This window comes from Polynucleobacter sp. 15G-AUS-farblos, from assembly GCF_018882445.1.
GTDB lineage: Bacteria > Pseudomonadota > Gammaproteobacteria > Burkholderiales > Burkholderiaceae > Polynucleobacter.
Genome location: NZ_JACVOM010000001.1, coordinates 346,486 through 368,496, shown reverse-complemented (window position 1 = coordinate 368,496; position 22,011 = coordinate 346,486). Strand labels below are relative to the sequence as shown.

The following is a 22,011-nucleotide window of genomic DNA, read 5'->3' as shown; positions in this document are numbered from 1 at the left end:
TATTGTGAAACCCATCCTAAAGTCCCAAAAACTCGATAACGTCTGTTACGACATCCGTGGGCCGGTGCTTGAGCTCGCTCAGCGCATGGAGGAAGAGGGCCACAAAATCATCAAATTAAACATTGGAAATGTAGGGGTATTTGGTTTTGATCCACCTGAAGAAATTCAGTTGGACATGATTCGCAATTTAAGCAACGCTTCGGCCTATTCTGATTCCAAGGGTATTTTTTCTGCTCGTAAGGCCATCATGCAGTATTGCCAAGAAAAAGGAATTCAAGGCGTTGCCTTGGATGATGTCTACACTGGTAATGGTGTTTCTGAACTCATTGTGCTGTCGATGAATGCATTGCTCAATGATGGCGATGAAGTATTAGTTCCAGCACCCGATTATCCGCTGTGGACTGCAGCAGTAAGTTTGTCAGGTGGCACTCCAGTGCATTACCTTTGCGATGAATCAAAAGAATGGGCGCCAGACCTAGCGGACTTGCGCAAGAAGATTACGCCTCGCACCAAGGCAATTGTGGTGATTAATCCCAACAATCCAACTGGTGCCATTTATTCCAAAGAAGTCTTACTCGAGATCACTCAAATTGCTCGTGAGCATGAACTCATTTTGTTTGCTGATGAAATCTACGACAAGATGTTGTATGACGCCGAGAAGCACATCTCATTAGCCTCTTTATCTACTGATGTAGTTGTCATTACTTTCAATGGCTTATCTAAGAACTACCGCTCTTGCGGCTATAGAGCTGGCTGGATGATAGTTTCAGGCGATAAAGAAATGGTTCGAGACTACATTGAAGGTCTCAATATGTTGGCCTCGATGCGCCTGTGTGCAAACGTGCCAGGTCAATATGCTATTCAAACTGCCCTAGGTGGATATCAAAGTATTAATGACTTGGTAGGCGAAGGTGGTCGCTTGGCGAAGCAGCGTGATCTTGCATGGAAGCTCATTACCGATATTCCTGGGGTAAGTTGTGTCAAACCCAAATCCGCTTTGTATTTATTTCCTAAGTTAGATCCTGAGATGTATCCAATTAAAGATGATCAACAGTTTGTTGCGGATCTTCTTAAAGAAGAAAAGGTCTTGTTAGTTCAAGGCTCGGGTTTCAACTGGGGCAAGCCGGATCATTTCCGCGTAGTGTTCTTACCTCATGAAGATGTGCTCAAGGAGGCAATTACTCGCCTTGCTCGTTTTCTTGAGCGTTATCGTCAAAAGCATGGCCGCAAGGCTTCTTCAACTGCAGCAAAGGCATCATGAAACCGATTCAAGTAGGTCTGTTAGGCATTGGTACTGTTGGTGGTGGCGTGTTCACTGTTCTCGAACGCAACCAAGATGAAATTCAACGTCGTGCGGGTCGCGGTATCCGCATTCACACAGTTGCCGACCTTAATGTCGATCGTGCCAGAGAGTTGGTTAAGGATCGTGCACAAATTGTGAATGATGCGCGTGCGGTCATTAATAACCCTGAAATCGATATCGTAGTTGAGTTGATTGGTGGCTACGGAATCGCTAAGGACTTAGTGCTTGAAGCAATTGCAGCTGGTAAGCATGTCGTAACTGCAAATAAAGCCTTGATCGCCGTTCATGGCAATGAGATTTTTAAGGCAGCTCACGCTAAGGGTGTGATGGTTGCATTTGAAGCGGCAGTGGCCGGCGGAATTCCGATTATTAAAGCCTTGCGCGAAGGCTTAACGGCGAACCGAATTGAATGGATTGCCGGCATTATTAATGGCACTACCAATTTCATTCTTTCTGAAATGCGTGACAAAGGCTTGGACTTTGAAACTGTTCTCAAAGAAGCGCAACGTTTAGGTTACGCAGAAGCAGATCCAACCTTTGATATCGAAGGGGTAGATGCTGCGCATAAGGCAACCATCATGAGTGCGATTGCATTTGGTATTCCAATGCAATTTGAAAAAGCCCACGTTGAAGGCATTACTAAATTAGCAGCGATTGATATTCGCTATGCAGAGCAATTGGGTTATCGCATTAAGTTGCTTGGTATTGCTAAGAAGACGCTAACCGGTGTTGAGCTCCGCGTTCACCCAACTTTGATTCCTTCCAAGCGTTTAATTGCCAACGTTGAAGGCGCCATGAATGCCGTTCAGGTATTTGGTGATGCAGTAGGAACTACCTTGTATTACGGTAAAGGTGCTGGCTCTGAGCCAACTGCCTCCGCTGTCATTGCTGATTTAGTGGATATCACTCGCTTATTGAGTGCTGATGCTGAACATCGAGTTCCTTACCTGGCATTCCAACCTGATGCGGTTCAGGACACACCAGTGTTACCAATTGGTGAGATCACCACAAGCTACTATTTGCGCTTGCGAGTTGCTGACCAAGCAGGTGTACTGGCGGACATTACCAAGATTCTGGCAGCTCATAGCGTCTCGATTGATGCGCTCTTGCAAAAAGAGGCTGATGAAGGTGAGAGCCAGACCGACTTAGTTGCGTTGACGCACGAGACTAAAGAAAAGAATATGCTTGCTGCAATTAAAGAGATTCAGAATCTCAAAACCGTTGCTGGTGAAGTAGTGAAGATCCGCTTAGAAAATCTGTCTTAATAAAAATACATGCATTACCAATCGACTCGTGGCAATAGTCCACAACAATCTTTTCTAGAAATCCTGCTCGGTGGATTAGCCCCTGATGGCGGTTTGTATTTGCCGACCCAATATCCTCAGGTGACTCCAGCTCAATTGGATTCATGGCGTGGTTTAGCTTACGCTGATTTGGCTTATGAAGTTTTGAGTTTATATTGCGACGATATTCCCGAGAATGATTTGCGCGCACTCTTGCGCAAAACTTATACCGAGCAAGTTTATTGCAATGGTCGTCCCCAAGATAATGCGAAAGACATCACTCCTTTGCATTGGTTGGGTGAAGAACAGGGCACACGTATTGGCCTTCTTAGTCTCTCGAATGGCCCAACTCTCGCCTTTAAAGATATGGCGATGCAGTTGCTGGGTAATCTTTTTGAATATGCTCTCAAGAAAAAAGGTCAGCACCTCAATATTTTGGGCGCCACCTCAGGTGATACTGGTAGCGCGGCTGAATACGCTATGCGCGGCAAAGAGGGCGTGAAAGTGTTTATGCTCTCGCCACGCGGAAAAATGAGCTCCTTCCAGTCTGCGCAGATGTACTCCCTGCAAGACCCTAATATTTTTAACTTAGCTGTTGCGGGTGTGTTTGATGACTGCCAAGATATTGTGAAGGCGGTAAGTAATGACCATGCATTTAAGGCAAAGAATCAAATTGGTACCGTGAACTCTATCAACTGGGGGCGTGTAGTTGCACAAGTGGTTTACTACTTCCAGGGTTATTTATTAGCCACCAAATCCAGCACTGAAAAAGTTTCTTTTACAGTACCCTCAGGTAATTTCGGTAATGTATGTGCTGGCCATATTGCTCGCATGATGGGTCTACCGATTGAGCATTTGGTGGTAGCCACAAATGAAAATGATGTGCTTGATGAGTTTTTCCGTACGGGCGTTTATCGTGCTCGTAAGTCTGCTGAGACATTGCATACATCAAGCCCTTCAATGGATATCTCAAAGGCCAGTAACTTTGAGCGTTTCGTATTTGACTTGATGAGTGGAGATGGTGCAGCCACTGCCGATATGTTCAAGCAAGTAGATCAGGCCGGCGGTTTTGATATCTCCAAAGAACTTATCTTTAAGGAGATTGGCAAGTATGGTTTTCAGTCCGGACGCAGCACCCATGCCAATCGCCTTGAGACGATTCGTGATATCGATCAGCGTTACGGTGTGATGATTGATACGCATACAGCTGATGGCGTCAAAGTAGCAAGAGAGCATTTACAGGCTGGTATTCCTATGCTCGTACTCGAAACAGCTCTGCCAATTAAATTTGAAGAAACGATTCAGGAGGCCCTAGGCCGTCCTGCTGAGTGTCCGCCCGCATTTAAAGATATTAAGTCTAAGCCGCAGCGCGTAGAAAATATGGATGCTGATGTGAATCAGGTTAAAGCCTTTATCACCTCACACCTCGCTTAACTAAAATCAAATAAGTAATACTTAATTTTTATGACTAAGCCACCGATGTTGACTGCGCAGCAGGCTTTAGATCATCTGCTCTCACATGCTAAAGCGGTTGAACAGACTGAAGATGTTCCAATGCAAGCGGCTTTAGGTCGGGTGCTTGCTCAAAACGTCAATAGTTTGGTTGATGTGCCTCCCTTGGATAACACTTCAATGGATGGATATGCTGTTCGCAGCAGCGATACAGCGACTTCAGGAGCGGTTCTGCAAATTGCCCAACGTATACCTGCGGGTTCTGTGGGAGTACAGCTAGAGCCTGGTACTGCTGCTCGTATTTTTACTGGTGCTCCTGTTCCGCCAGGTGCTGATGCCGTAGTGATGCAAGAAGATTGCGCTCTAGTAGAGGGATCTATCGGTGAGGTTCAAATCAATGTTGCACCTACAGCTGGTCAATGGATTCGTCGTCGAGGGGAGGATTTAAGTGCTGGTAAAACAGCATTAAGTGCAGGTATCTTTTTGCGCCCTCAAGAACTAGGCGTTGCTGCTTCTGCTGGCCTAACGCATTTAAACGTCAAACGTCGTGTCAAAGTCGCAGCATTTTTCACTGGTGATGAACTTGCATTACCAGGTGAACCACTAAAACCAGGTGGCATCTACAACTCTAATCGCGATACTTTATTGGCATGCCTAAGATCCTTGGGATGTGAGGTAACTGATTTAGGGATCGTACCCGATCGTTTGGATGCTACTCGCCAAGCCCTTCGTGATGCAAGTAAACATCATGACTTGATTCTGACCTCCGGTGGCGTTTCAGTGGGAGAGGAAGATCACATCAAGCCGGCAGTGACGGCAGAAGGTCGATTAGATCTTTGGCAAATTGCCATTAAGCCAGGGAAGCCCTTAGCATTTGGTGCGGTACGCAAATCAAATGAACCAAAAGATGGTGAAGCATGGTTTATTGGTTTGCCTGGCAATCCTGTATCTAGTTTTGTGACCTTTCTATTGTTTGTGCGTCCATTTATTTTGAAGTTACAGGGCCGTGAAGCTAAGCCAAGCCCCTCTTATATGATGCGCGCCGATTTTGATTGGTTAAAGGCTGATCGACGGAATGAGTTTTTACGGGTTAAGCTCAATCAGCAGGGTGGCTTGGATTTATTCCCCAACCAAAGCTCTGGTGTACTGACTAGCGCCTCTTGGGGTGATGGTCTAGTGGATTGCCCTCCTGGTCAGCCTATTCATCATGGTGATTTGGTGAAATACATCCCATTTGATGCGCTGCTGACTTAATCCGATTACGATTAGCTCATGAAACTCGATTTGAAATTCTTTGCTTCCATACGTGAGGCCCTCAAAGTATCAGAAGAAAGTATCACCGTCCCCGCTTCTATCAAAACCATTACAGATTTACGAAAGTATTTGGCAGAACGTGGAAGTCCTTGGGCTGAGGTCTTGGCAGATGGCAAAGTCTTACGTTGCGCATTGAACCATCAAATGGTTGATGCCAGCACTTCACTACAAGAAGGCGCTGAAGTCGCTTTCTTTCCGCCTGTCACTGGAGGTTAAGGTGCCCATTCGGATCCAAGAAGCGGATTTCGATATCAGTGCGGAGATCGCGGCCTTACGTCATGGTGATGCGCGTGTTGGTGCGGTAGTGACTTTCTTGGGTACTGTGCGCGATATGAATGATGGCAGCGCCGTCAAAGAAATGACCTTAGAGCACTATCCGGGCATGACCGAAAAAGCCTTACAAGAAATCATTGATCAAGCTAAGGCACGCTGGGATATTTACCAGACCTTAGTGATTCATCGAGTAGGTCCAATGCAGCCAGAAGAGCAGATCGTGTTGGTAGCGGTCACCAGCGCTCATCGCGGCGAGGCTTTTGCAGCATGCGAGTTCATCATGGATTATTTAAAAACGGCCGCCCCATTCTGGAAAAAAGAAGATACGCCTGAAGGTGGTCGTTGGGTAGATGCTCGCGTTACAGACGAAGCTGCAATGGCTCGTTGGACTAAAAAATAATTCTGCCCTTTTTTAGACGCATTTAATACATCATCATTTCCAGAAAAAAGGGAATCAATATGAAAAGAGCGTTTGCATTCTTACTTAGCCTATTTGCTTTAAGTATTTCTGCTGCTGAGCGACCTGTTGTCAAAGTCGAATCAGGTAGTTTGCAAGGCGTGATGGAGTACAACATGCAGGCGTTTAAAAATATTCCCTACGCTGCACCTCCAGTAGGTGATTTGCGGTGGCGTCCCCCACAACCAGCGCTATCTTGGAATGGCTTGCGTGATGCCGGTAAGTTTGGCGACGCTTGTCCACAGCAATACATTAAAAATCTCAGTGATGGTCTTGGCCTTCCTGGTAAAGAAGATTGCTTAAAGCTCAACGTATATGGACCTGCCAAGCCTGGTAAAAATTTGCCAGTGATGGTTTGGTTTCATGGCGGCGGTTTGATTGTTGATGGCGCTAGGGATCCGCAGTTCACACCAATCAATTTAATAAAAAACGGCGTCATTGTTGTAACAGTGGATTACCGTTTGGGCGCATTGGGCTTCTTTGCTTCCAAAGAATTAATTGAAGAGGCAAAAGCAAAAGGCGAGCCAGTGGGTAACTATGGCACGATGGATCAGATTGCTTCCTTACGGTGGGTTAAAAAGAATATTGAAGTATTTGGAGGTGATCCCAATAACGTGACGATATTTGGTCAATCTGCTGGCGGTAGAAGTGTCACTTGGTTGATGATTTCAGATGCAGCTAAGGGTCTATTCCACAAAGCGATTGCCCAGAGCGCTCAGCAGAGCCCGTTGCGGGGTATGACTGAAAAGCGCTTTGGCTTAACTCCTGAAGTCGATATTGGCGCCAAGTATATGTCTTCGCTTGGTGTGAAATCTTTAGCTGAATTACGGAAATTGCCGGTTCAAAAGTTGGTACTTGATGGAAGTGCCTATTATGCTGGTGAGTTTGGTGGTCCCTTTGTGGATGGTCAAATTATCAAGGGCGACCCGATTCCTTTATTTGCGGCTGGCAAGCAAGCAAAAGTGCCTTTCATGATTGGTACAAATTCATTTGATAGTGACTTCATGCTTCCTGGCGAACCTTCATTAGAGGTATTCACGAAGAAGATTCACGAGGATCCTAAAATTATTGAAAAGTTGTATGCTGATGTGAAAGATAAATGTATTTTGAATTCTTTTGTGATTCAGGATTTGATGTATCGAGCTAGTACAAAGCTGCTGGCCAATAGCATGAATGGGCTTGCCCCGGCGTATGCCTATTACTATGATTATTTAACTCCCAATATTCGATCCGCTTTATCGGGTGCGCCTCATACATACGAGATTCCTTATATTTTCGGTAGCCTGGCACTGGTTCCTCAAGCGCCAAAGCAAGCCTTAAAAGATGTGAATCAATGTGCTCGCATTGAAAAAGATATTGCTGATTTTAGGAAGACCCATGTCTGGCCAAAAGATTGGTTTCCAATTGTGGATAAAAACAGCCCACAGGATCAAGCAATGTCCGAGCGTTTATCTGCAAGCTGGACGGCATTTGCGAAAACTGGAAACCCCAATGTGACTGGCCAGGCTAATTGGCCTATCTACAACTTAAAGGCAGACGTGATGAGAAATTTTTCGTCTGGATCGGAAACCGTGACAGGTTTGTTTAAAGATCGGATTGCCTATCAAGCTCTGCATTTAAGGGAAATCTATGCCATTGAGCGAGTAAAAGACGCCTTTTAACAATCAAGTAAATAGTCATTCAACCACCCTTAGGGGTGGTTTTTTGTTTTGATGGCAATCCCTGAGGCTTCAAAGAACGCTAACTTTTCAGAACGGGGCAGTTGCTTCAATCGGATTTCCGCCTTTGAAGCCTCAGATCGATCGGGGTGTTCTTGGGTAGCCAAAAGGATGACAGGTCTACGCGATCTGGTATAGCGTGCTCCTTGCCCTGAATTGTGGGCTTCAAGCCGATGTTCCAGCCGGTTGGTGATACCGGCATAAAAGCTTCCATCAGAGCATTTGAGGAGATAAACAAGCCAGGTCAAAATAGGGAAATTAAGCTTAAAAAGGGCCTTGAAAGCCTTGAAATTGGCAATATTGCCCTTATATTCTATAGGTAGATATAGATGGAGTTGATGGGGAATAAAAATGAGAATAGATAAATTAACAACTAAATTTCAAGAGGCCCTAAGCGAGGCTCAAAGTATCGCGTTAGCTAAAGACAATCAATATATTGAGCCTGCTCACGTATTGTTGGCCATGTTGCGCGATTCTGATGGTGCTGCTAAGAGTTTATTAACCAGGGCCGGTGTCAATGTGCCTGGTCTGGAAAAGGGCGTAGAAAAAATCATTAGCAATCTTCCTGAAGTCCAGGGAACTAGTGGTGAAGTTCAGGTCGGCCGCGACTTAAGTAACTGGCTCAATTTATGTGAGAAAGAGGCCAATAAACGCAATGATCAATTTATTGCAGGCGAACTATTTTTATTGGTTGTAGCGGATGACAAGGGCGAACTTGGAAAAGTAGCTCGTGAAAATGGTTTAAATCGTAAATCGTTAGAAGCGGCTATTGATTTAGTTCGCGGGGGAGAGTCAGTGAATAGTGCGGATGCTGAAGGTCAACGTGAGGCCTTAAAAAAATATACAGTGGATTTAACCGAGCGCGCTCGTGCCGGCAAGCTAGATCCTGTGATTGGTCGTGATGATGAGATTCGTCGCACCATACAAATCTTGCAACGTCGAGGAAAAAATAACCCAGTGCTGATTGGTGAGCCTGGTGTAGGTAAGACTGCTATTGTCGAAGGTCTGGCACAGCGTATTGTGAATGGCGAGGTTCCTGAGACCTTGAAAGACAAGCGCGTTTTAGTCTTAGATATGGCCTTGCTCTTGGCGGGTGCCAAATATCGTGGTGAGTTCGAAGAGCGTTTAAAAGCTGTTCTCAGCGATGTCGCTAAGGATGAAGGTCAAACCATTATCTTTATCGATGAGATTCATACGATGGTAGGCGCTGGTAAAGGTGATGGCGCTATGGATGCCGGCAATATGCTCAAGCCTGCCTTGGCCCGGGGTGAATTGCATTGCATCGGCGCAACGACTTTAGATGAATACCGCAAGTACATCGAGAAAGACCCAGCACTTGAGCGTCGTTTTCAAAAGGTGATGGTCGAAGAGCCTAGCGTTGAAGCAACCATTGCTATTTTGCGTGGCTTGCAAGAGCGTTATGAGCTCCATCACGGTATTGAAATCACCGATCCTGCAATTGTGGCTGCCGCTGAGTTATCTCACCGCTACATCACGGATCGCTTTTTGCCAGACAAGGCAATCGATCTAATTGATGAAGCAGGTTCACGCATTCGGATGGAAATCGACTCCAAGCCAGAAGTCATGGATAAATTAGATCGTCGCTTGATTCAACTGAAGATTGAGCGCGAAGCAGTCAAGAAGGAAAAAGATGAGGCTTCTCAGAAGCGTCTTGCCTTGATTGAAGAAGAGATTAAGCGTCTTGGCGCTGAATATGCCGACTTAGAAGAAATCTGGAAAGCAGAAAAGGGCGCTGTATTAGGCGCTGCCAATCTGAAAGAAGAAATTGAAAAAGTCAAAGCAGAAATTTCAAAACTGCAACGCGAAGGTAAATTAGAGAAAGTGGCTGAGCTCCAGTATGGCAAGTTGCCAGAATTAGAATCTAAGTTGAAGTCTGCTGCTGCAGCTGAGGCTAAAGGCGATAAAGATGGCGTCGTCAAAAATAAGCTCTTGCGAACTCAAGTCGGCGCAGAAGAGATTGCTGAGGTGGTTTCTCGTGCTACAGGTATTCCGGTTTCGAAGATGATGCAAGGTGAGCGCGATAAGCTGCTGAAAATGGAAGAGTTGCTTCACAAGCGTGTGGTTGGTCAAGAAGAAGCCATTCGCGCTGTGTCGGATGCTATCCGCCGCTCTCGTGCTGGTCTCGCAGAAGAGAATCGTCCTTACGGCTCATTCTTATTCTTGGGGCCTACAGGCGTTGGTAAGACTGAGCTCTGTAAAGCATTGGCTGGCTTCCTATTTGATAGTGAAGATCACTTAATTCGCATTGATATGAGCGAGTTCATGGAGAAACACAGCGTAGCTCGTTTAATTGGTGCGCCTCCAGGTTATGTTGGTTACGAAGAAGGTGGTTATCTAACTGAGCAAGTACGTCGCCATCCTTATAGTGTGATTCTGTTTGATGAGATTGAAAAGGCACACCCGGATGTTTTTAACGTGCTCTTGCAGGTATTGGATGATGGTCGTCTAACAGATGGTCAGGGTCGTACAGTGGATTTTAAAAATACAGTGATTGTGATGACCAGTAATATTGGTTCGCACTTGATTCAGTCGATGACTGATAAGAAGCAGTCAGAGATCAAAGATGCTGTATTCGAGGAGTTGAAAAATCATTTCCGTCCCGAGTTCTTAAACCGAATTGATGAGATAGTCGTATTCCATGGCCTAGATAAAGGCAATATTGCTAATATTGCAAAGATCTTGCTGAAAAACCTGTCAGATCGCTTAGCAAAAGTGGATATGCAGCTTGAAGTGAGTGATGCCGCCTTGAGTAAGATTGCTGAAGTCGGTTTTGATCCAGTCTTTGGAGCCAGGCCACTCAAGCGCGCAATTCAGCAACATATTGAGAACCCAGTATCTAAGATGATCTTAGAAGGAAAGTTCGGTCCCAAAGATGTAGTGCCAGTCGATGTGGACAAAAAAGGTGACTTTAGTTTTACTCGCCAAGTCCATTAATTTTTAGTAGCACTGCAGCAAAACAGCAGGAATTCTCCTGCGCCAGTAAACTCGGTACATGACTGTTGCGCAAAGTAGGCGTGTCAGTGATGTCCGGGTTATTGGTCTTATTAGCCTCGCTCACGGCAGCTCCCATTTCTTTCATCTGATTCTTCCTTCCATGTTCCCATGGCTGAAGGATGCTTTTGCTTTGAGTTATGCGGAACTTGGCTTACTCATGTCCATTTTTTTTGTGGTCTCTTGTGCTGTGCAGGCCGCATCTGGTTTTTTAGTTGACCGCATTGGAGCCAGACCAGTTTTATTTGCTGGCGTTGGTCTGCTTGCACTAGCCGCAGTGACGTACTCGCAGAGTAATGGGTATGTCATGCTGATAATGGGTGCAGTCATAGCAGGATGTGGAAATGGTGTATTTCATCCTGTTGATTACACCCTAATTAACCACAAAATTTCTCCACCAAATTTACCTTATGCCTATTCAATGCATGGGGTAACTGGTTATCTAGGCTGGGCGGCAGCCCCAGCCTTCATGGTTGGGATTGCCGAGCTCTCGGACTGGCGTGTAGCTTTTGTTTGCGCAGCGCTTCTAGAGGCAATTATTCTTCTCGTTCTGTGGCTTAACCGTGATCAACTCTTTGATAACGTTAAAGAGCGACAAGAGCAAAGTCACCAAGATGCTCAAGCAGTTAATCCAGGCGGTAAGCCTGCAAGTCCTTTTGCATTTTTGAAGCTGGAAGCAGTTTGGCTGTGCTGGCTTTTCTTTTTCTTTAGTATGGCTGCAACTTCTAGCTTGCAATCATTTGCGCCAAGTGCACTCAATCAAATTTATAACATTGCAAGCAGTATTGGCAGTTACTTTATTACCTTGCTTGCATTGGGAAGTGCGGGTGGTGTTTTATTGGGTGGATATCTAGCTGCAAAATTACAAGCCCCAGAGAAAATAGTTTCAGCTTGTCTAGCGGTCACTGTTTTAACTTCCTTATTGCTTGCTACAGGTTTTATGCCAGTAGACTTGATTCCCGCTCTATTCTTTGTGATTGGGCTTGGTTACGGCATCGTGGGACCATCACGTGATTTATTGGTAAAGTCTGCTACCCCTCAGGGAGTTGCAGGCAGTGTCTATGGCATTGTGTATTCAGGGATTGATCTTGGGGCAGCAGTGGGCCCCTTTATCTTTGGTTTCTTCATGGACGCTGGCCTGCCAAGAGCTCTGTTTATCGGTATCGCATGCTTCCAGCTTATGCTCATCCTGACCGCTTTTAAGGTCTCCTCCAGCATTCGTACTAAATTTGCTTAGGAAGTCCTTTTTATTCCACAATGTGAAAAGTCATTTCCCTGCGTAAAATGCAGTGCAATATGAAGAGTTGATTTTGGTTTCGAAGGGTGAACCAGAATTCCACATTACAAAATAATAAACTTAAGCTATTGAATTTAAATAGATAATTTATTTTAAATTATTTCCCAGATCTACTTGCGTGGTTTTATTAACTCTCTAAACTCTTATATAAGACATAAGACTTAAATACTCTTAAACGTCTCAATATTTGAAGTACTTGTTTAACTTAGGGAGAAAAACATGGCAGATCGCAAAGCAGAAATCGCAGCACTACAAAAAGACTGGGATACCAATCCACGCTGGAAAGGTATTACTCGTGGTTATACGGCTGAAGACGTTGTGCGTCTTCGTGGTTCACTCAAGATTGAGCACACTTTAGCTAAGCATGGCGCGGAGCGTCTTTGGGAATTAGTAAACAACGAAGCTTACGTTAACTGTTTAGGTGCTTTGACTGGTGGTCAAGCTATGCAACAAGTTAAAGCAGGTGTGCAAGCAATTTACTTGTCTGGTTGGCAGGTGGCCGCCGATGGCAATTCTTATGCAGCGATGTATCCAGATCAATCTCTATATCCAGTAGATTCAGTTCCTAAAATGGTTGAGCGTATTAACAACTCATTCCAACGCGCTGACGAAATTCAAACAGCAAAAGGTATTAATAAAGGTGACGCAGGTTATATCGAGTATTTCGCGCCAATCGTTGCTGATGCTGAAGCAGGTTTCGGTGGTGTATTGAACGCATTTGAATTAAGCAAAGCGTTGATCAAACAGGGTGCAGCAGGCGTTCACTTTGAAGACCAGTTATCTTCTGTTAAGAAGTGCGGTCACTTAGGCGGTAAGGTGTTGTTGCCTACTGCTGAGTCAGTTCAAAAACTGATTTCTGCACGTTTGGCTGCTGACGTGATGGGTGTTCCAACCATTATCCTTGCTCGCACCGATGCTGAGGCTGCTGACTTGCTAACGTCTGATTACGATGCAAACGATAAGCCTTTCTTGACAGGCGAGCGCACTCCAGAGGGCTTCTACAAGACTCGCAAGGGCTTGGATCAAGCGATCTCTCGCGGTTTGGCATATGCTGCGTACGCCGATATGGTTTGGTGTGAAACAGGTACACCTGATCTTGATTTTGCCCGTCAGTTTGCTGAAGCAATTCGTGCGAAATTCCCAGGCAAGATGTTGGCTTATAACTGCTCACCATCATTTAACTGGAAGAAAAACTTGGATGATGCAACGATTGCCAAGTTCCAACGTGAGTTGGGCGCGATGGGTTACAAGTATCAATTCATTACTCTCGCTGGTATCCACTCAATGTGGTACAACATGTTCGACTTGGCGCAAGACTACATGCAGCGCGGTATGACTGCATACATCGAGAAAGTTCAAGAACCAGAATTTGCTGCTCGTGATCGTGGCTACACTTTTGTGTCACATCAGCAAGAAGTTGGTACAGGTTACTTTGATGATGTAACAACCGTTATTCAAGGTGGCAAATCCTCTGTAACTGCTTTGACTGGATCTACTGAAGAAGAGCAGTTCCACTAATGAGAATCCCTAAGTAGTCTGAAGTAGCAGCGCAGTAATGCTGTGCCAATACTGCCGCGGCACCTAAATTACCCCACAAGGGTGACTTAGGTGCCGTTTTCGTTTACATTCTTGACATGAAGAATTGTGTCCTTTGTGCCGATCTAAAGCCTGAAGAAGGTCAATTAATCTGGCGTGGCGATGATTGTCGAGTGATCATGGTCAAGGACTTGGACTTGCCTGGCTTTTGCAGGGTGATCTGGAATGATCACACGGTAGAGATGACTGATCTCAGTTATGGCGAGCGAGAGCACTTAATGAGCTTAGTCTTTGTGGTGGAGGAGGCGGTCCGACATATCATGAAGCCAAGCAAAGTGAATCTAGCGGCGCTGGGTAATATGACTCCCCATATCCATTGGCATGTGATTCCCCGCTTTGCTGATGATGCCTTCTATCCTGGCTCTGTTTGGTCCGCAAGGATGAGAGAGACCTCGGCCACCATCTTGGCTGCAAGATGCCAAGCCGCACTTGAGCTTCCAGATACCATTCGCAGCCTCATTTCTAAGTTGTATTAGTATTAAGTAAATTGATTCACAAAATTGATACATAAAAGTTTCAGATATTTTTTTACAAATATTCTCTAGGAGACAGCATGAACGATTGTTTATATAGAAAATTGAGATATTGGATTGTTCCTTTATTGGGCATGTTTGCCATGGGTGCACACGCACAAACTAAATGGGACTTGGCCAGCGCCTATCCAGTAAGCAATTTCCACACCGAAAATCTTCAGCAGTTGGCTGCGGATGTAGAGAAGGCCACTGACGGCAAACTCAAGATCGTTGTTCATCCTAATGGCTCATTGTTCCCGGCTAATGGTATTAAGCGCGGTGTTCAAACAGGTCAAGCACAAATGGGAGAGGTATTAATCTCCGTATTGGCTAATGAAAACCCTATTTTTGGTGTAGATTCCATTCCATTCTTAGCTACTAGCTATAAAGAGTCAGCAAAACTTTGGAAGCTCTCCAAAGGGGCTACTGAAGCAGCTCTGCAAAAGCAGGGCTTGAAAGTAGTCTACGCAGTTCCTTGGCCTCCACAGGGTTTGTATTCCAAGAATCCAATCACATCAGGCGCTGATATGAAGGGTCTTAAATGGAGAGCCTATAACCCAGCAACTTCAAAGATCGCTGAATTGGTGGGTGCCCAGCCTGTCACAGTTCAAGTTGCCGACTTAGCGCAAGCGATGGCGACGGGCACAATTAATTCCATGATGACTTCTGGTGCTACTGGCGTGGATATCAAGGTTTGGGAAAGCTTGAAGTATTACTACGAAGTAGATGCCTGGTTACCAAAAAATATTTTGATGGTGAACCAAAAAGCGTTTGATGCTTTGGATAAGCCAACACAAGCGGCATTATTGAAGGCTTGTGCTGAAGCAGAGAAGCGCGGTACACGTGTTTCTGAAGAGAAGACCAAGATCTATAACGAGACTTTGGCAAAAAATGGGATGATCGTTGCGAAACCATCCCCACAGTTGAAAAATGATTTAGATAGAGTTGGTCGAATCATGGTTGCTGAGTGGATTCGTTCTGCTGGTGATGAAGGTCAAAAAATCATCGAAGAATTTAAGAAATAAAATTTATGCATGCTTCACGAAGTTTTTATGGCCGTCTCTTAGATGGTCTGATACAAGGGGCCGCCGCATTGGCGGCCTTATGTATTCTTAGTATTTGCATCTTGATGGTGTCAATGTCCTTATCGCGAGAGTTTGGTATTAACTTACGTGGTGCCGATGATTTGATCGCCTGGCTTTGTGCCGCGGCAGCCTTTTTAATTCTGGCGCAGACTTTTCAGCATGGCGGTATTGTGCGGGTAGAAATCTTTTTGGGCACCCTAAGCCCAAAGTGGAAGCAGCGTCTTGAAATCACGAGTTTGACAGTGATGTCTATCTTTTGTTTATTTGCCCTATCTGCTTTTTCCTTATTCGTATTTCAGAGTTGGGACTTTAATGATGTATCCCAAGGGCAAATTATTGTGCCTTTGTGGATCCCACAAATTTTTGCCGCTATTGGCTGTTTCATATTTTTCTTGTCCGTGCTCGACGAGTTAGCAAGAGTTCTTAGGGGTGACAAGCCCCGCTATCAGCAAATGGCTGAAGAGCGCTTGTCTGCAGGTGACTTTGGAGAAACTTTATGAGCATTACTGTTATTGCGCTCATATTGTTTGCCCTTATGGCCTTTTTGCTTTTAATAGGCATCTGGATTCCTGCTGGGGTAGCCATCACCGCTTGGTTTGGTCTGGCATTCTTTTCTGATAAAGATACGATGATGAACTTGGCCAATGTTTGGTGGAACTCTAGTTCCTCCTACACCTTGGCATCACTACCTCTATTTGTTTGGATGGGGGAGATTCTCTTTAGAACAAAGCTATCAGAGCAAATGTTTACTGGTTTATCGCCCTGGTTAAATTGGCTTCCTGGTAGATTAATGCACGTCAATATTTTAGGTTGCGGTATTTTTGGTTCCGTCTCTGGTTCTTCGGCTGCTACTTGTGCCACGATTGCTAAATCTGCGTTACCAGAGCTGACCAAGCGTGGTTACGATGAAAAAATTACGCTCGGATCTCTTTCATGCGCCGGTACTTTGGGAATTTTGATACCACCTTCAATCACGATGGTGGTCTATGCAGTAGCTGCTGACCAATCGATCATTCGTATTTTCTTGGCTGGATTTATTCCTGCTGCAATATTGATGGGCTTATTTTCGGGCTACATCATTGTATGGGCTCTAATGAACCCAGATAAAACACCTCCAGCAGAAAAATACTCCATACGACAACGCCTGTATTCCATTGGGCAGTTAATGCCTTGCACCGCTTTAATTATTTTCATTGCTTGGCTTATGTTGGCTGGTTACTCAACTGCTACCGAAGCTGCGGCATATGGAGTAGTGGGCTCATTAATCTTGGCAGCTGCTGGCCGTAACTTATCGTGGACCAATTTTTGGCAGAGTTTGTTATCGGCTACTCGTCTTACGGCGATGATTATGTTTGTATTGGGTGCCACATCATTCTTATCCATTGTGATGAGTTATACCGGCATTCCAAGAGGTCTAGCGGAGTGGGTGCAAGCAATGCATTTATCCCCATGGGCACTCATTTTTGTTCTCACCATAATTTATATTTTGCTTGGTACGGCCTTGGATGGCATATCCATGATTGCCTTAACAACAGTCACAGTATTGCCTATGGTGCAACAGGCTGGATTTGATCTTGTTTGGTTCGGTATTTTTATTGTGCTCTTGGTGGAAATCGCCGAGGTAACACCGCCGGTTGGCTTTAATCTATTTGTTCTGCAGAGTATGACAGGCAAAGATAGCAACTATATTGCGAAGGTTTCGTTACCATTTTTCGCTATGATGGTTGTAGCCGTTGCTATGATCACAATTTGGCCTGAGTTAGTAACTTGGCTACCTGACCAGTTCATGCAAAAAGAAATTAAATAAGATCAATGCAGTTAAAAGGATCTAGGAAAGTTGCTGAAAAGATTCGCATCCTGGATCTGGGCGATGCTGCATTAATGGTGGACTTTAGAGGGGAAGTTGACCCTCTAACTCGCATACATCAATTATGTGCATTGCTCTATTCTGATCCGCCCGTGTGGCTCAGGGACGCCATTCCGGGCATCGATACGCTGTTGATTTCCTTAAATTTTGAAGATACTCAATATGCGCAAACTCGCGCTGCAGCGCGAACCTTGCTTGAAGAATTGCTTGTTACTATCCAGAAGAATAAAAAAACAGATCTGGCTAATGACACGGTTCATCGTGTGCGCGTTTGTTACGACCCGGAGATAGCACCTGATTTAATAGCCAGCGCTGAAAAATGCAAGCTTCCATTGCGAGAGTTTATTCAGCGGCACAAAGATTCTGAAACGCGCGTCGACATTCTGGGCTTTATGCCGGGATTTGCGTACTGTAGTGGTTTAGATCCTAGCTTAAAGCTGCCACGTCTTGAAACACCTCGAACTGCGGTTCCCAAGGGTTCTGTTGCAATTGCTGAATTACAAACAGGTATTTATCCAAAGCCTACACCTGGTGGCTGGAATGTCATTGGGAGAACTCCAGACATCCTTTTTGATCCTCGCAGCACGAGACCAAGTTTATTAACTCCGGGAGATCGTCTCGAGTTTGTTGAGATTGACATCGAAGAATTTAAAAAGCTTAGCGCTGAAGCAGAAGCAAAGACCCAAGTAAAGAAGCAGTCACATGCTTCCAATGAAAACACAATTGAAGTCATCAGTCCCGGTTTGCTCACGACAATACAGGGATTACCTCGCTATGGCTTTGCGCATTTAGCGCTTAGCGCAGGTGGTCCAGTAGATCAAGAGAGCCCCCGTCTTGCAAATGCATTACTGGGTAATCCAGTGGATGCAGCAGGGCTTGAGATAACAGGGGTAGGGCCCAAGCTCTTATTCCAGGCAGATACTTGGGTAGCTTGGGTGGGTGCACAATGCTCAGGTGCAGTTGAAGGCAAAGCCGTTCCAGGCAATCGTCCAGTTCATATCCGTAAAGGTCAAACACTCAGTTTTGGTGCAATGACTCAGGGTTACCGTGTTTTCTTGGCGGTAAGTGGCGGTATTGAGAGTGAATTTATTTTAGGTGGTCGAGGATCCCATTTAAGTGCTGACATTGGGGATAAGGCATTACAAAAAGGTGATGTCCTCTATTTACCTCAAGCTAATTTAGCCGAAGAAAAACCACTATTTAAAAAGTTGCGTAGTACAGCATCCGATTTTCCAAAGTGGTCAATTGCATCTCCAGCTAGCCTAGGAAAAGCGGTTCAGATCATTAAAGCGCTGCCAAGCATTCACTTTAGTTTATTGAGCTCGGAAGAACAGACCTTATTATCCAAAACGATTTGGACGGTCTCCTCTCAAAGTAATCGAATGGGGATGCGCTTGGATAGCGACTTTAAAATTGCTAAGCCGATTACAGGTATTGCATCGCAAGGGATCTGGTTTGGAACCATTCAATTGCCACCATCAGGTCAGCCTATTATTATGTTGGCTGAGCATCAAACTACCGGCGGGTATCCTCGTTTGCTTGAAATTATTAGCTCTGAGTGGTCAACCTTGGCGCAATTGAGGCCTGGAAGCAAAATTCAATTGGCTCCTATTACACTAGAAGAAGCCGATCAAATGAATGCGATGTATTTCACGGAGCAGAAGAAAACTTTGGATAATTTAGAAGCGATTCTTTTAAATAAATCATGAAAAGAAAAATTGATCTCAATAGTGATATGGGCGAGGGATTTGGTGTCTGGGAGATGGGCGATGATTTTGCGCTCCTAGATTATGTCGACTCAACTAATATTGCCTGTGCTTGGCATGCTGGCGATCCAGAGCGAATGAAAAATCTTGTTGCAGCCGCTATCAAAAAAAATGTGTTGATTGGCTCACATCCTAGTCTTCCTGATTTACTTGGATTTGGCAGACGAGAAATGGCGATTACGCCTAATGATGCCTATAACTATGTTCTGTATCAAACAGGGGCTTTACAGGCTTTCATCCAAACTCAAGGCGGCAAGTTACACCATGTGAAACCTCATGGAGCGCTGTATAACCAAGCCGCTAAAGATCTCAAATTAGCGCGCGCGATTGCGCAGGCTGTTAAGGATTTGGGTAATGGAGTGATTCTGTATGGATTGGCTTCAAGCTGTGTTGTGCAGGCAGCCCAAGAGTTGAATGTACCCATTTGGCAGGAGGTGTTTGCAGATCGCCGATATACCCCCGAGGGCTATCTTGCCCCTCGGAGTCAGGCCAATGCCTTGATAGAGGATGAGGGTGAGGCAGTAGCCCAGGCATTGCGGATGGCAAATGAGGGTGAGGTACAGGCGCTTGATGGAAGCATCGTTAAAGTTCAGGCTGATACGCTATGTATCCATGGAGACGGGGCATCCGCGCTTGATTTTGCGAAGAAAATCAGATCTTTACTGTAATTGCATTAAATTAGAGCTAGTGAGCAAAAGCCCACGTGTAGTGCCCATAATAAAAAGTTTACAAAAGACGGAGACGCGTAGTGATTCAGAAAATTAGCTCCAGTGTGACTGAAGCTTTGCAAGATGTTGCCGATGGTTCTACCATTTTAATTTCAGGATTTGGTGGTGCTGGCCTGCCAATTTATTTATTAGATGCCTTGCTTGAACAGGGAGCCAAAGAGCTCACCTTGGTTAGCAACAATGCAGGTAATCAAGGTGTAGGTATTGCAAAGCTAATTGGCGCCGGTCGTGTAAAGAGGATGGTGTGTTCTTTTCCTAGGCAACCAGAATCTGGTGCCTTTGATGATCTCTACCGCGCGGGAAAGATTGAATTAGAGTTGGTGCCACAAGGTACTCTAGCTGAGCGTATTCGTGCTGGAGGTGCTGGTATTGGGGGTTTCTATACCCCAACCGGATTTGGAACTGAGCTTGCTAAAGACAAAGACACCCGCGTCATTGATGGCGTCAATCACATTTTCGAAAAAGCAATTAAAGCAGACTATGCCCTGATCAAGGCCGACAAGGGTGATCGCTGGGGAAATCTTACTTATCACGGTACAGGCAGAAACTTTGGCCCTATCATGGCGACCGCTGCTCGTTGCACGATTGCTCAAGTGAATCAGGTTGTTGAGCTCGGGGAATTAGATCCTGAGGTAGTTGTTACGCCCGGAATTTTTGTGAAGCGTGTGGTGCTAGCTGGAGGTAAATCATGATTGATCTCTCTAATGTGAAAAAGCGTAGTACTGCCGATATTGCGAAGCGCATTGTTCAAGATATTCCAGATGGTGCACATGTCAATTTAGGAATTGGTCAGCCGATGACGATTTCTAACTACCTCCCTTCTGATCGTGAAATTTTGCTACACAGTGAGAATGGTCTTTTGGGAATGGGACCGCTTGCACAAGGTGATGAAATCGATGAAGAGTTGGTTAATGCTGGTAAGCAGCCTGTCACCATGCTGCCAGGAGCATCACTCTGCCATCACGCAGACTCTTTTGTCATGATTCGTGGTGGTCATATTGATATCTGTGTGCTGGGCGCATTTCAGGTTTCAGTGAAAGGTGATATTGCCAATTGGCGCACTGGCGATCCAAAGGCAATACCAGCTGTCGGAGGGGCGATGGATTTGGCTCTGGGTGCTAAGAAGCTCTTTGTGATGATGGAGCACCTCACAAAATCTGGTGAGTCGAAGTTAGTGAAGGAATGCACCTATCCGCTGACTGCATTGGCGGCGGTTGATTGCATCTACACTGATTTAGCAACAATTGCTGTAACCCCTGAAGGATTGCTTGCAATTGACTGGGTAGATGGCTTGAGTTTTGAAGAGCTGCAGGAACTCAGTGGTGTGCCCTTGAAGAGATTGGAGAAGAAATGAAAAAATTCTTTTATTGCGTAGTGATGTCTACGCTTGGCTTTGGCTTTACTTCATCGTTTGCCGCTGATCCTGTTAGCAACTATCCCACTAAACCTATTCGCCTTATTGTGGGATTCTCACCTGGTGGTGCAGCAGATACAGTAGGGCGTGCCTTGGCAGAAGGATTGTCAACACGCTTGGGTCAGCCAGTAGTGGTGGAGAACAAGGCGGGTGCTAACGGTAATATCGCCGCTGAATTTGTTGCGCGCGCTCCAGGCGATGGTTATGTTCTTTATTTCCCATCTATTGGTCACGCAGTCAATGTTTCTTTATATAAAAACTTACCTTATGACCCGGTAAAAGACTTTACTGCTATTGGAAGTGTATTTTCCGCTCCAAATATATTAGTTGTCCCCATGAATTCGCCCTATAAGACTGTTGGAGAGGTAATCGCGGCAGGCAGAGCAAATCCAGGAAAGCTTACTTTTGCTTCAAGTGGTAGCGGTACTTCAGTACATCTTTCAGCCGTCTTGTTTGAGAAAATGGCTAAGATCGATATGGTTCATATTCCTTACAAGGGAACAGGAAGCGCTATGCCTGATGTGATCTCAGGGCAGGTTGATATGAGCTTTCCCAACTTGCCAAGTGGTTGGCCGCAAGTCAAGGCAGGAAATCTTCGCGGGCTTGGGGTAACAACAGCCAAGCGATCTGCCGCCGCCCCAAGCGTGCCAACGATTGCAGAATCGGGTTTACCGGGATATGACATGGCTACTTGGTATGGTCTAGTGGCCCCAGCTAATTTGCCTGAGAATATTCGTACTCGCTTAAATAAGGAATTGCAACTCGTTTTGGCTGACCCTAAATTTAAGGACAAGCTCATTGCGCAAGGTGCAGATCCCATGCCGGGAACTGCAGATCAGTTTGCACAGTTCATCAAATCGGAAATTGAGAGATGGCGCAAGCTGATTGCGCAATCGAATATTACGGTTGATTAAGTACCCCACTTTTTAGGTTA

20 protein-coding genes are annotated in these 22,011 nt (G+C 45.3%); 19 read left to right on the top strand and 1 reads right to left on the bottom strand.

What is annotated here, in order from left to right; genetic code table 11:
- Positions 1 to 4: 4 nt before the first annotated feature.
- From ICN41_RS01815 to ICN41_RS01785, 7 genes are read left to right on the top strand one after another with little or no spacing between them, the layout of a single operon-like run.
- Positions 5 to 1,261, top strand: coding sequence for an aminotransferase class I/II-fold pyridoxal phosphate-dependent enzyme (locus ICN41_RS01815; protein ID WP_216291089.1), 1,257 nt, complete (start codon positions 5 to 7; stop codon positions 1,259 to 1,261).
- Positions 1,258 to 2,568, top strand: coding sequence for a homoserine dehydrogenase (locus tag ICN41_RS01810; RefSeq protein ID WP_216291088.1), 1,311 nt, complete (start codon positions 1,258 to 1,260; stop codon positions 2,566 to 2,568). Before ICN41_RS01815 ends, ICN41_RS01810 begins: the two co-directional genes overlap by 4 nt.
- A gap of 9 nt (positions 2,569 to 2,577) precedes the next feature.
- A complete protein-coding gene (gene thrC, locus ICN41_RS01805) occupies positions 2,578 to 4,020 on the top strand; it encodes a threonine synthase (protein WP_216291087.1) in 1,443 nt (480 codons plus the stop codon).
- Between the two features lie 45 nt (positions 4,021 to 4,065).
- Entirely contained in the window at positions 4,066 to 5,292 is a 1,227-nt protein-coding gene (gene glp / locus ICN41_RS01800; protein WP_216291388.1) for a gephyrin-like molybdotransferase Glp, read from the top strand.
- Positions 5,293 to 5,310: 18 nt separating this feature from the next.
- On the top strand, positions 5,311 to 5,568 hold the full coding sequence (gene moaD / locus ICN41_RS01795; protein WP_216291086.1) for a molybdopterin converting factor subunit 1: 258 nt from the start codon (positions 5,311 to 5,313) through the stop codon (positions 5,566 to 5,568).
- A 1-nt stretch (position 5,569) separates the two neighbouring features.
- A complete protein-coding gene (gene moaE, locus ICN41_RS01790; RefSeq protein ID WP_216291085.1) occupies positions 5,570 to 6,025 on the top strand; it encodes a molybdopterin synthase catalytic subunit MoaE in 456 nt (151 codons plus the stop codon).
- Between the two features lie 59 nt (positions 6,026 to 6,084).
- A complete protein-coding gene (locus tag ICN41_RS01785; protein WP_216291084.1) occupies positions 6,085 to 7,743 on the top strand; it encodes a carboxylesterase/lipase family protein in 1,659 nt (552 codons plus the stop codon).
- Between the two features lie 29 nt (positions 7,744 to 7,772).
- Here ICN41_RS01785 and ICN41_RS01780 read toward each other — a convergent pair whose 3' ends face one another.
- On the bottom strand, positions 7,773 to 8,048 hold the full coding sequence (locus tag ICN41_RS01780; RefSeq protein ID WP_216291083.1) for a GIY-YIG nuclease family protein: 276 nt from the start codon (positions 8,046 to 8,048) through the stop codon (positions 7,773 to 7,775).
- Between the two features lie 103 nt (positions 8,049 to 8,151).
- On the opposite strand from ICN41_RS01780, the gene clpB reads away from it, so the two are divergent.
- The 12 genes from clpB (at position 8,152) to ICN41_RS01720 (ending at position 21,991) form a co-directional block, all read left to right on the top strand.
- Positions 8,152 to 10,755 carry an ATP-dependent chaperone ClpB gene (clpB, locus tag ICN41_RS01775; RefSeq protein ID WP_216291082.1) on the top strand — a complete coding sequence of 868 codons (2,604 nt, stop codon included), beginning with the start codon at positions 8,152 to 8,154 and terminating at the stop codon, positions 10,753 to 10,755.
- Positions 10,756 to 10,813: 58 nt separating this feature from the next.
- Complete coding sequence (locus ICN41_RS01770) at positions 10,814 to 12,049, top strand: MFS transporter (protein ID WP_216291081.1); 1,236 nt, start codon at positions 10,814 to 10,816, stop codon at positions 12,047 to 12,049.
- Between the two features lie 279 nt (positions 12,050 to 12,328).
- Positions 12,329 to 13,627 (top strand): isocitrate lyase, encoded by a 1,299-nt coding sequence (gene aceA, locus ICN41_RS01765; RefSeq protein ID WP_216291080.1) that lies wholly within the window; start codon positions 12,329 to 12,331, stop codon positions 13,625 to 13,627.
- 116 nt (positions 13,628 to 13,743) lie between these two features.
- Positions 13,744 to 14,181, top strand: coding sequence for an HIT family protein (locus ICN41_RS01760; protein ID WP_216291079.1), 438 nt, complete (start codon positions 13,744 to 13,746; stop codon positions 14,179 to 14,181).
- Positions 14,182 to 14,312: 131 nt separating this feature from the next.
- Entirely contained in the window at positions 14,313 to 15,242 is a 930-nt protein-coding gene (locus tag ICN41_RS01755; RefSeq protein ID WP_216291387.1) for a TRAP transporter substrate-binding protein, read from the top strand.
- Between the two features lie 5 nt (positions 15,243 to 15,247).
- Positions 15,248 to 15,802: a TRAP transporter small permease subunit gene (locus ICN41_RS01750; protein WP_216291078.1), complete on the top strand. Its 555-nt coding sequence runs from the start codon at positions 15,248 to 15,250 to the stop codon at positions 15,800 to 15,802.
- Positions 15,799 to 17,109: a TRAP transporter large permease gene (locus ICN41_RS01745; RefSeq protein WP_216291077.1), complete on the top strand. Its 1,311-nt coding sequence runs from the start codon at positions 15,799 to 15,801 to the stop codon at positions 17,107 to 17,109. The genes ICN41_RS01750 and ICN41_RS01745 overlap by 4 nt, the downstream gene beginning before the upstream one ends.
- A gap of 5 nt (positions 17,110 to 17,114) precedes the next feature.
- Complete coding sequence (locus ICN41_RS01740; protein ID WP_216291076.1) at positions 17,115 to 18,878, top strand: 5-oxoprolinase/urea amidolyase family protein; 1,764 nt, start codon at positions 17,115 to 17,117, stop codon at positions 18,876 to 18,878.
- On the top strand, positions 18,875 to 19,603 hold the full coding sequence (locus ICN41_RS01735) for a 5-oxoprolinase subunit PxpA (RefSeq protein ID WP_216291075.1): 729 nt from the start codon (positions 18,875 to 18,877) through the stop codon (positions 19,601 to 19,603). The genes ICN41_RS01740 and ICN41_RS01735 overlap by 4 nt, the downstream gene beginning before the upstream one ends.
- A gap of 80 nt (positions 19,604 to 19,683) precedes the next feature.
- Entirely contained in the window at positions 19,684 to 20,355 is a 672-nt protein-coding gene (locus ICN41_RS01730) for a 3-oxoacid CoA-transferase subunit A (RefSeq protein WP_216291074.1), read from the top strand.
- Entirely contained in the window at positions 20,352 to 21,017 is a 666-nt protein-coding gene (locus ICN41_RS01725) for a 3-oxoacid CoA-transferase subunit B (protein WP_216291073.1), read from the top strand. Before ICN41_RS01730 ends, ICN41_RS01725 begins: the two co-directional genes overlap by 4 nt.
- A complete protein-coding gene (locus tag ICN41_RS01720) occupies positions 21,014 to 21,991 on the top strand; it encodes a tripartite tricarboxylate transporter substrate binding protein (protein WP_216291072.1) in 978 nt (325 codons plus the stop codon). Before ICN41_RS01725 ends, ICN41_RS01720 begins: the two co-directional genes overlap by 4 nt.
- The last annotated feature ends 20 nt before the right edge of the window (positions 21,992 to 22,011 follow it).

Bases quoted from the DNA above. Each gene is read 5' to 3' on its own strand.
- ICN41_RS01810 (WP_216291088.1), top strand. From the start codon at position 1,258: ATGAAACCGATTCAAGTAGGTCTGTTAGGCATTGGTACTGTTGGTGGT.
- thrC (WP_216291087.1), top strand. From the start codon at position 2,578: ATGCATTACCAATCGACTCGTGGCAATAGTCCACAACAATCTTTTCTA.
- glp (WP_216291388.1), top strand. From the start codon at position 4,066: ATGTTGACTGCGCAGCAGGCTTTAGATCATCTGCTCTCACATGCTAAA.
- moaD (WP_216291086.1), top strand. From the start codon at position 5,311: ATGAAACTCGATTTGAAATTCTTTGCTTCCATACGTGAGGCCCTCAAA.
- ICN41_RS01785 (WP_216291084.1), top strand. From the start codon at position 6,085: ATGAAAAGAGCGTTTGCATTCTTACTTAGCCTATTTGCTTTAAGTATT.
- clpB (WP_216291082.1), top strand. From the start codon at position 8,152: ATGAGAATAGATAAATTAACAACTAAATTTCAAGAGGCCCTAAGCGAG.
- ICN41_RS01770 (WP_216291081.1), top strand. From the start codon at position 10,814: ATGACTGTTGCGCAAAGTAGGCGTGTCAGTGATGTCCGGGTTATTGGT.
- aceA (WP_216291080.1), top strand. From the start codon at position 12,329: ATGGCAGATCGCAAAGCAGAAATCGCAGCACTACAAAAAGACTGGGAT.
- ICN41_RS01760 (WP_216291079.1), top strand. From the start codon at position 13,744: ATGAAGAATTGTGTCCTTTGTGCCGATCTAAAGCCTGAAGAAGGTCAA.
- ICN41_RS01755 (WP_216291387.1), top strand. From the start codon at position 14,313: ATGTTTGCCATGGGTGCACACGCACAAACTAAATGGGACTTGGCCAGC.
- ICN41_RS01750 (WP_216291078.1), top strand. From the start codon at position 15,248: ATGCATGCTTCACGAAGTTTTTATGGCCGTCTCTTAGATGGTCTGATA.
- ICN41_RS01745 (WP_216291077.1), top strand. From the start codon at position 15,799: ATGAGCATTACTGTTATTGCGCTCATATTGTTTGCCCTTATGGCCTTT.
- ICN41_RS01740 (WP_216291076.1), top strand. From the start codon at position 17,115: ATGCAGTTAAAAGGATCTAGGAAAGTTGCTGAAAAGATTCGCATCCTG.
- ICN41_RS01735 (WP_216291075.1), top strand. From the start codon at position 18,875: ATGAAAAGAAAAATTGATCTCAATAGTGATATGGGCGAGGGATTTGGT.
- ICN41_RS01725 (WP_216291073.1), top strand. From the start codon at position 20,352: ATGATTGATCTCTCTAATGTGAAAAAGCGTAGTACTGCCGATATTGCG.
- ICN41_RS01720 (WP_216291072.1), top strand. From the start codon at position 21,014: ATGAAAAAATTCTTTTATTGCGTAGTGATGTCTACGCTTGGCTTTGGC.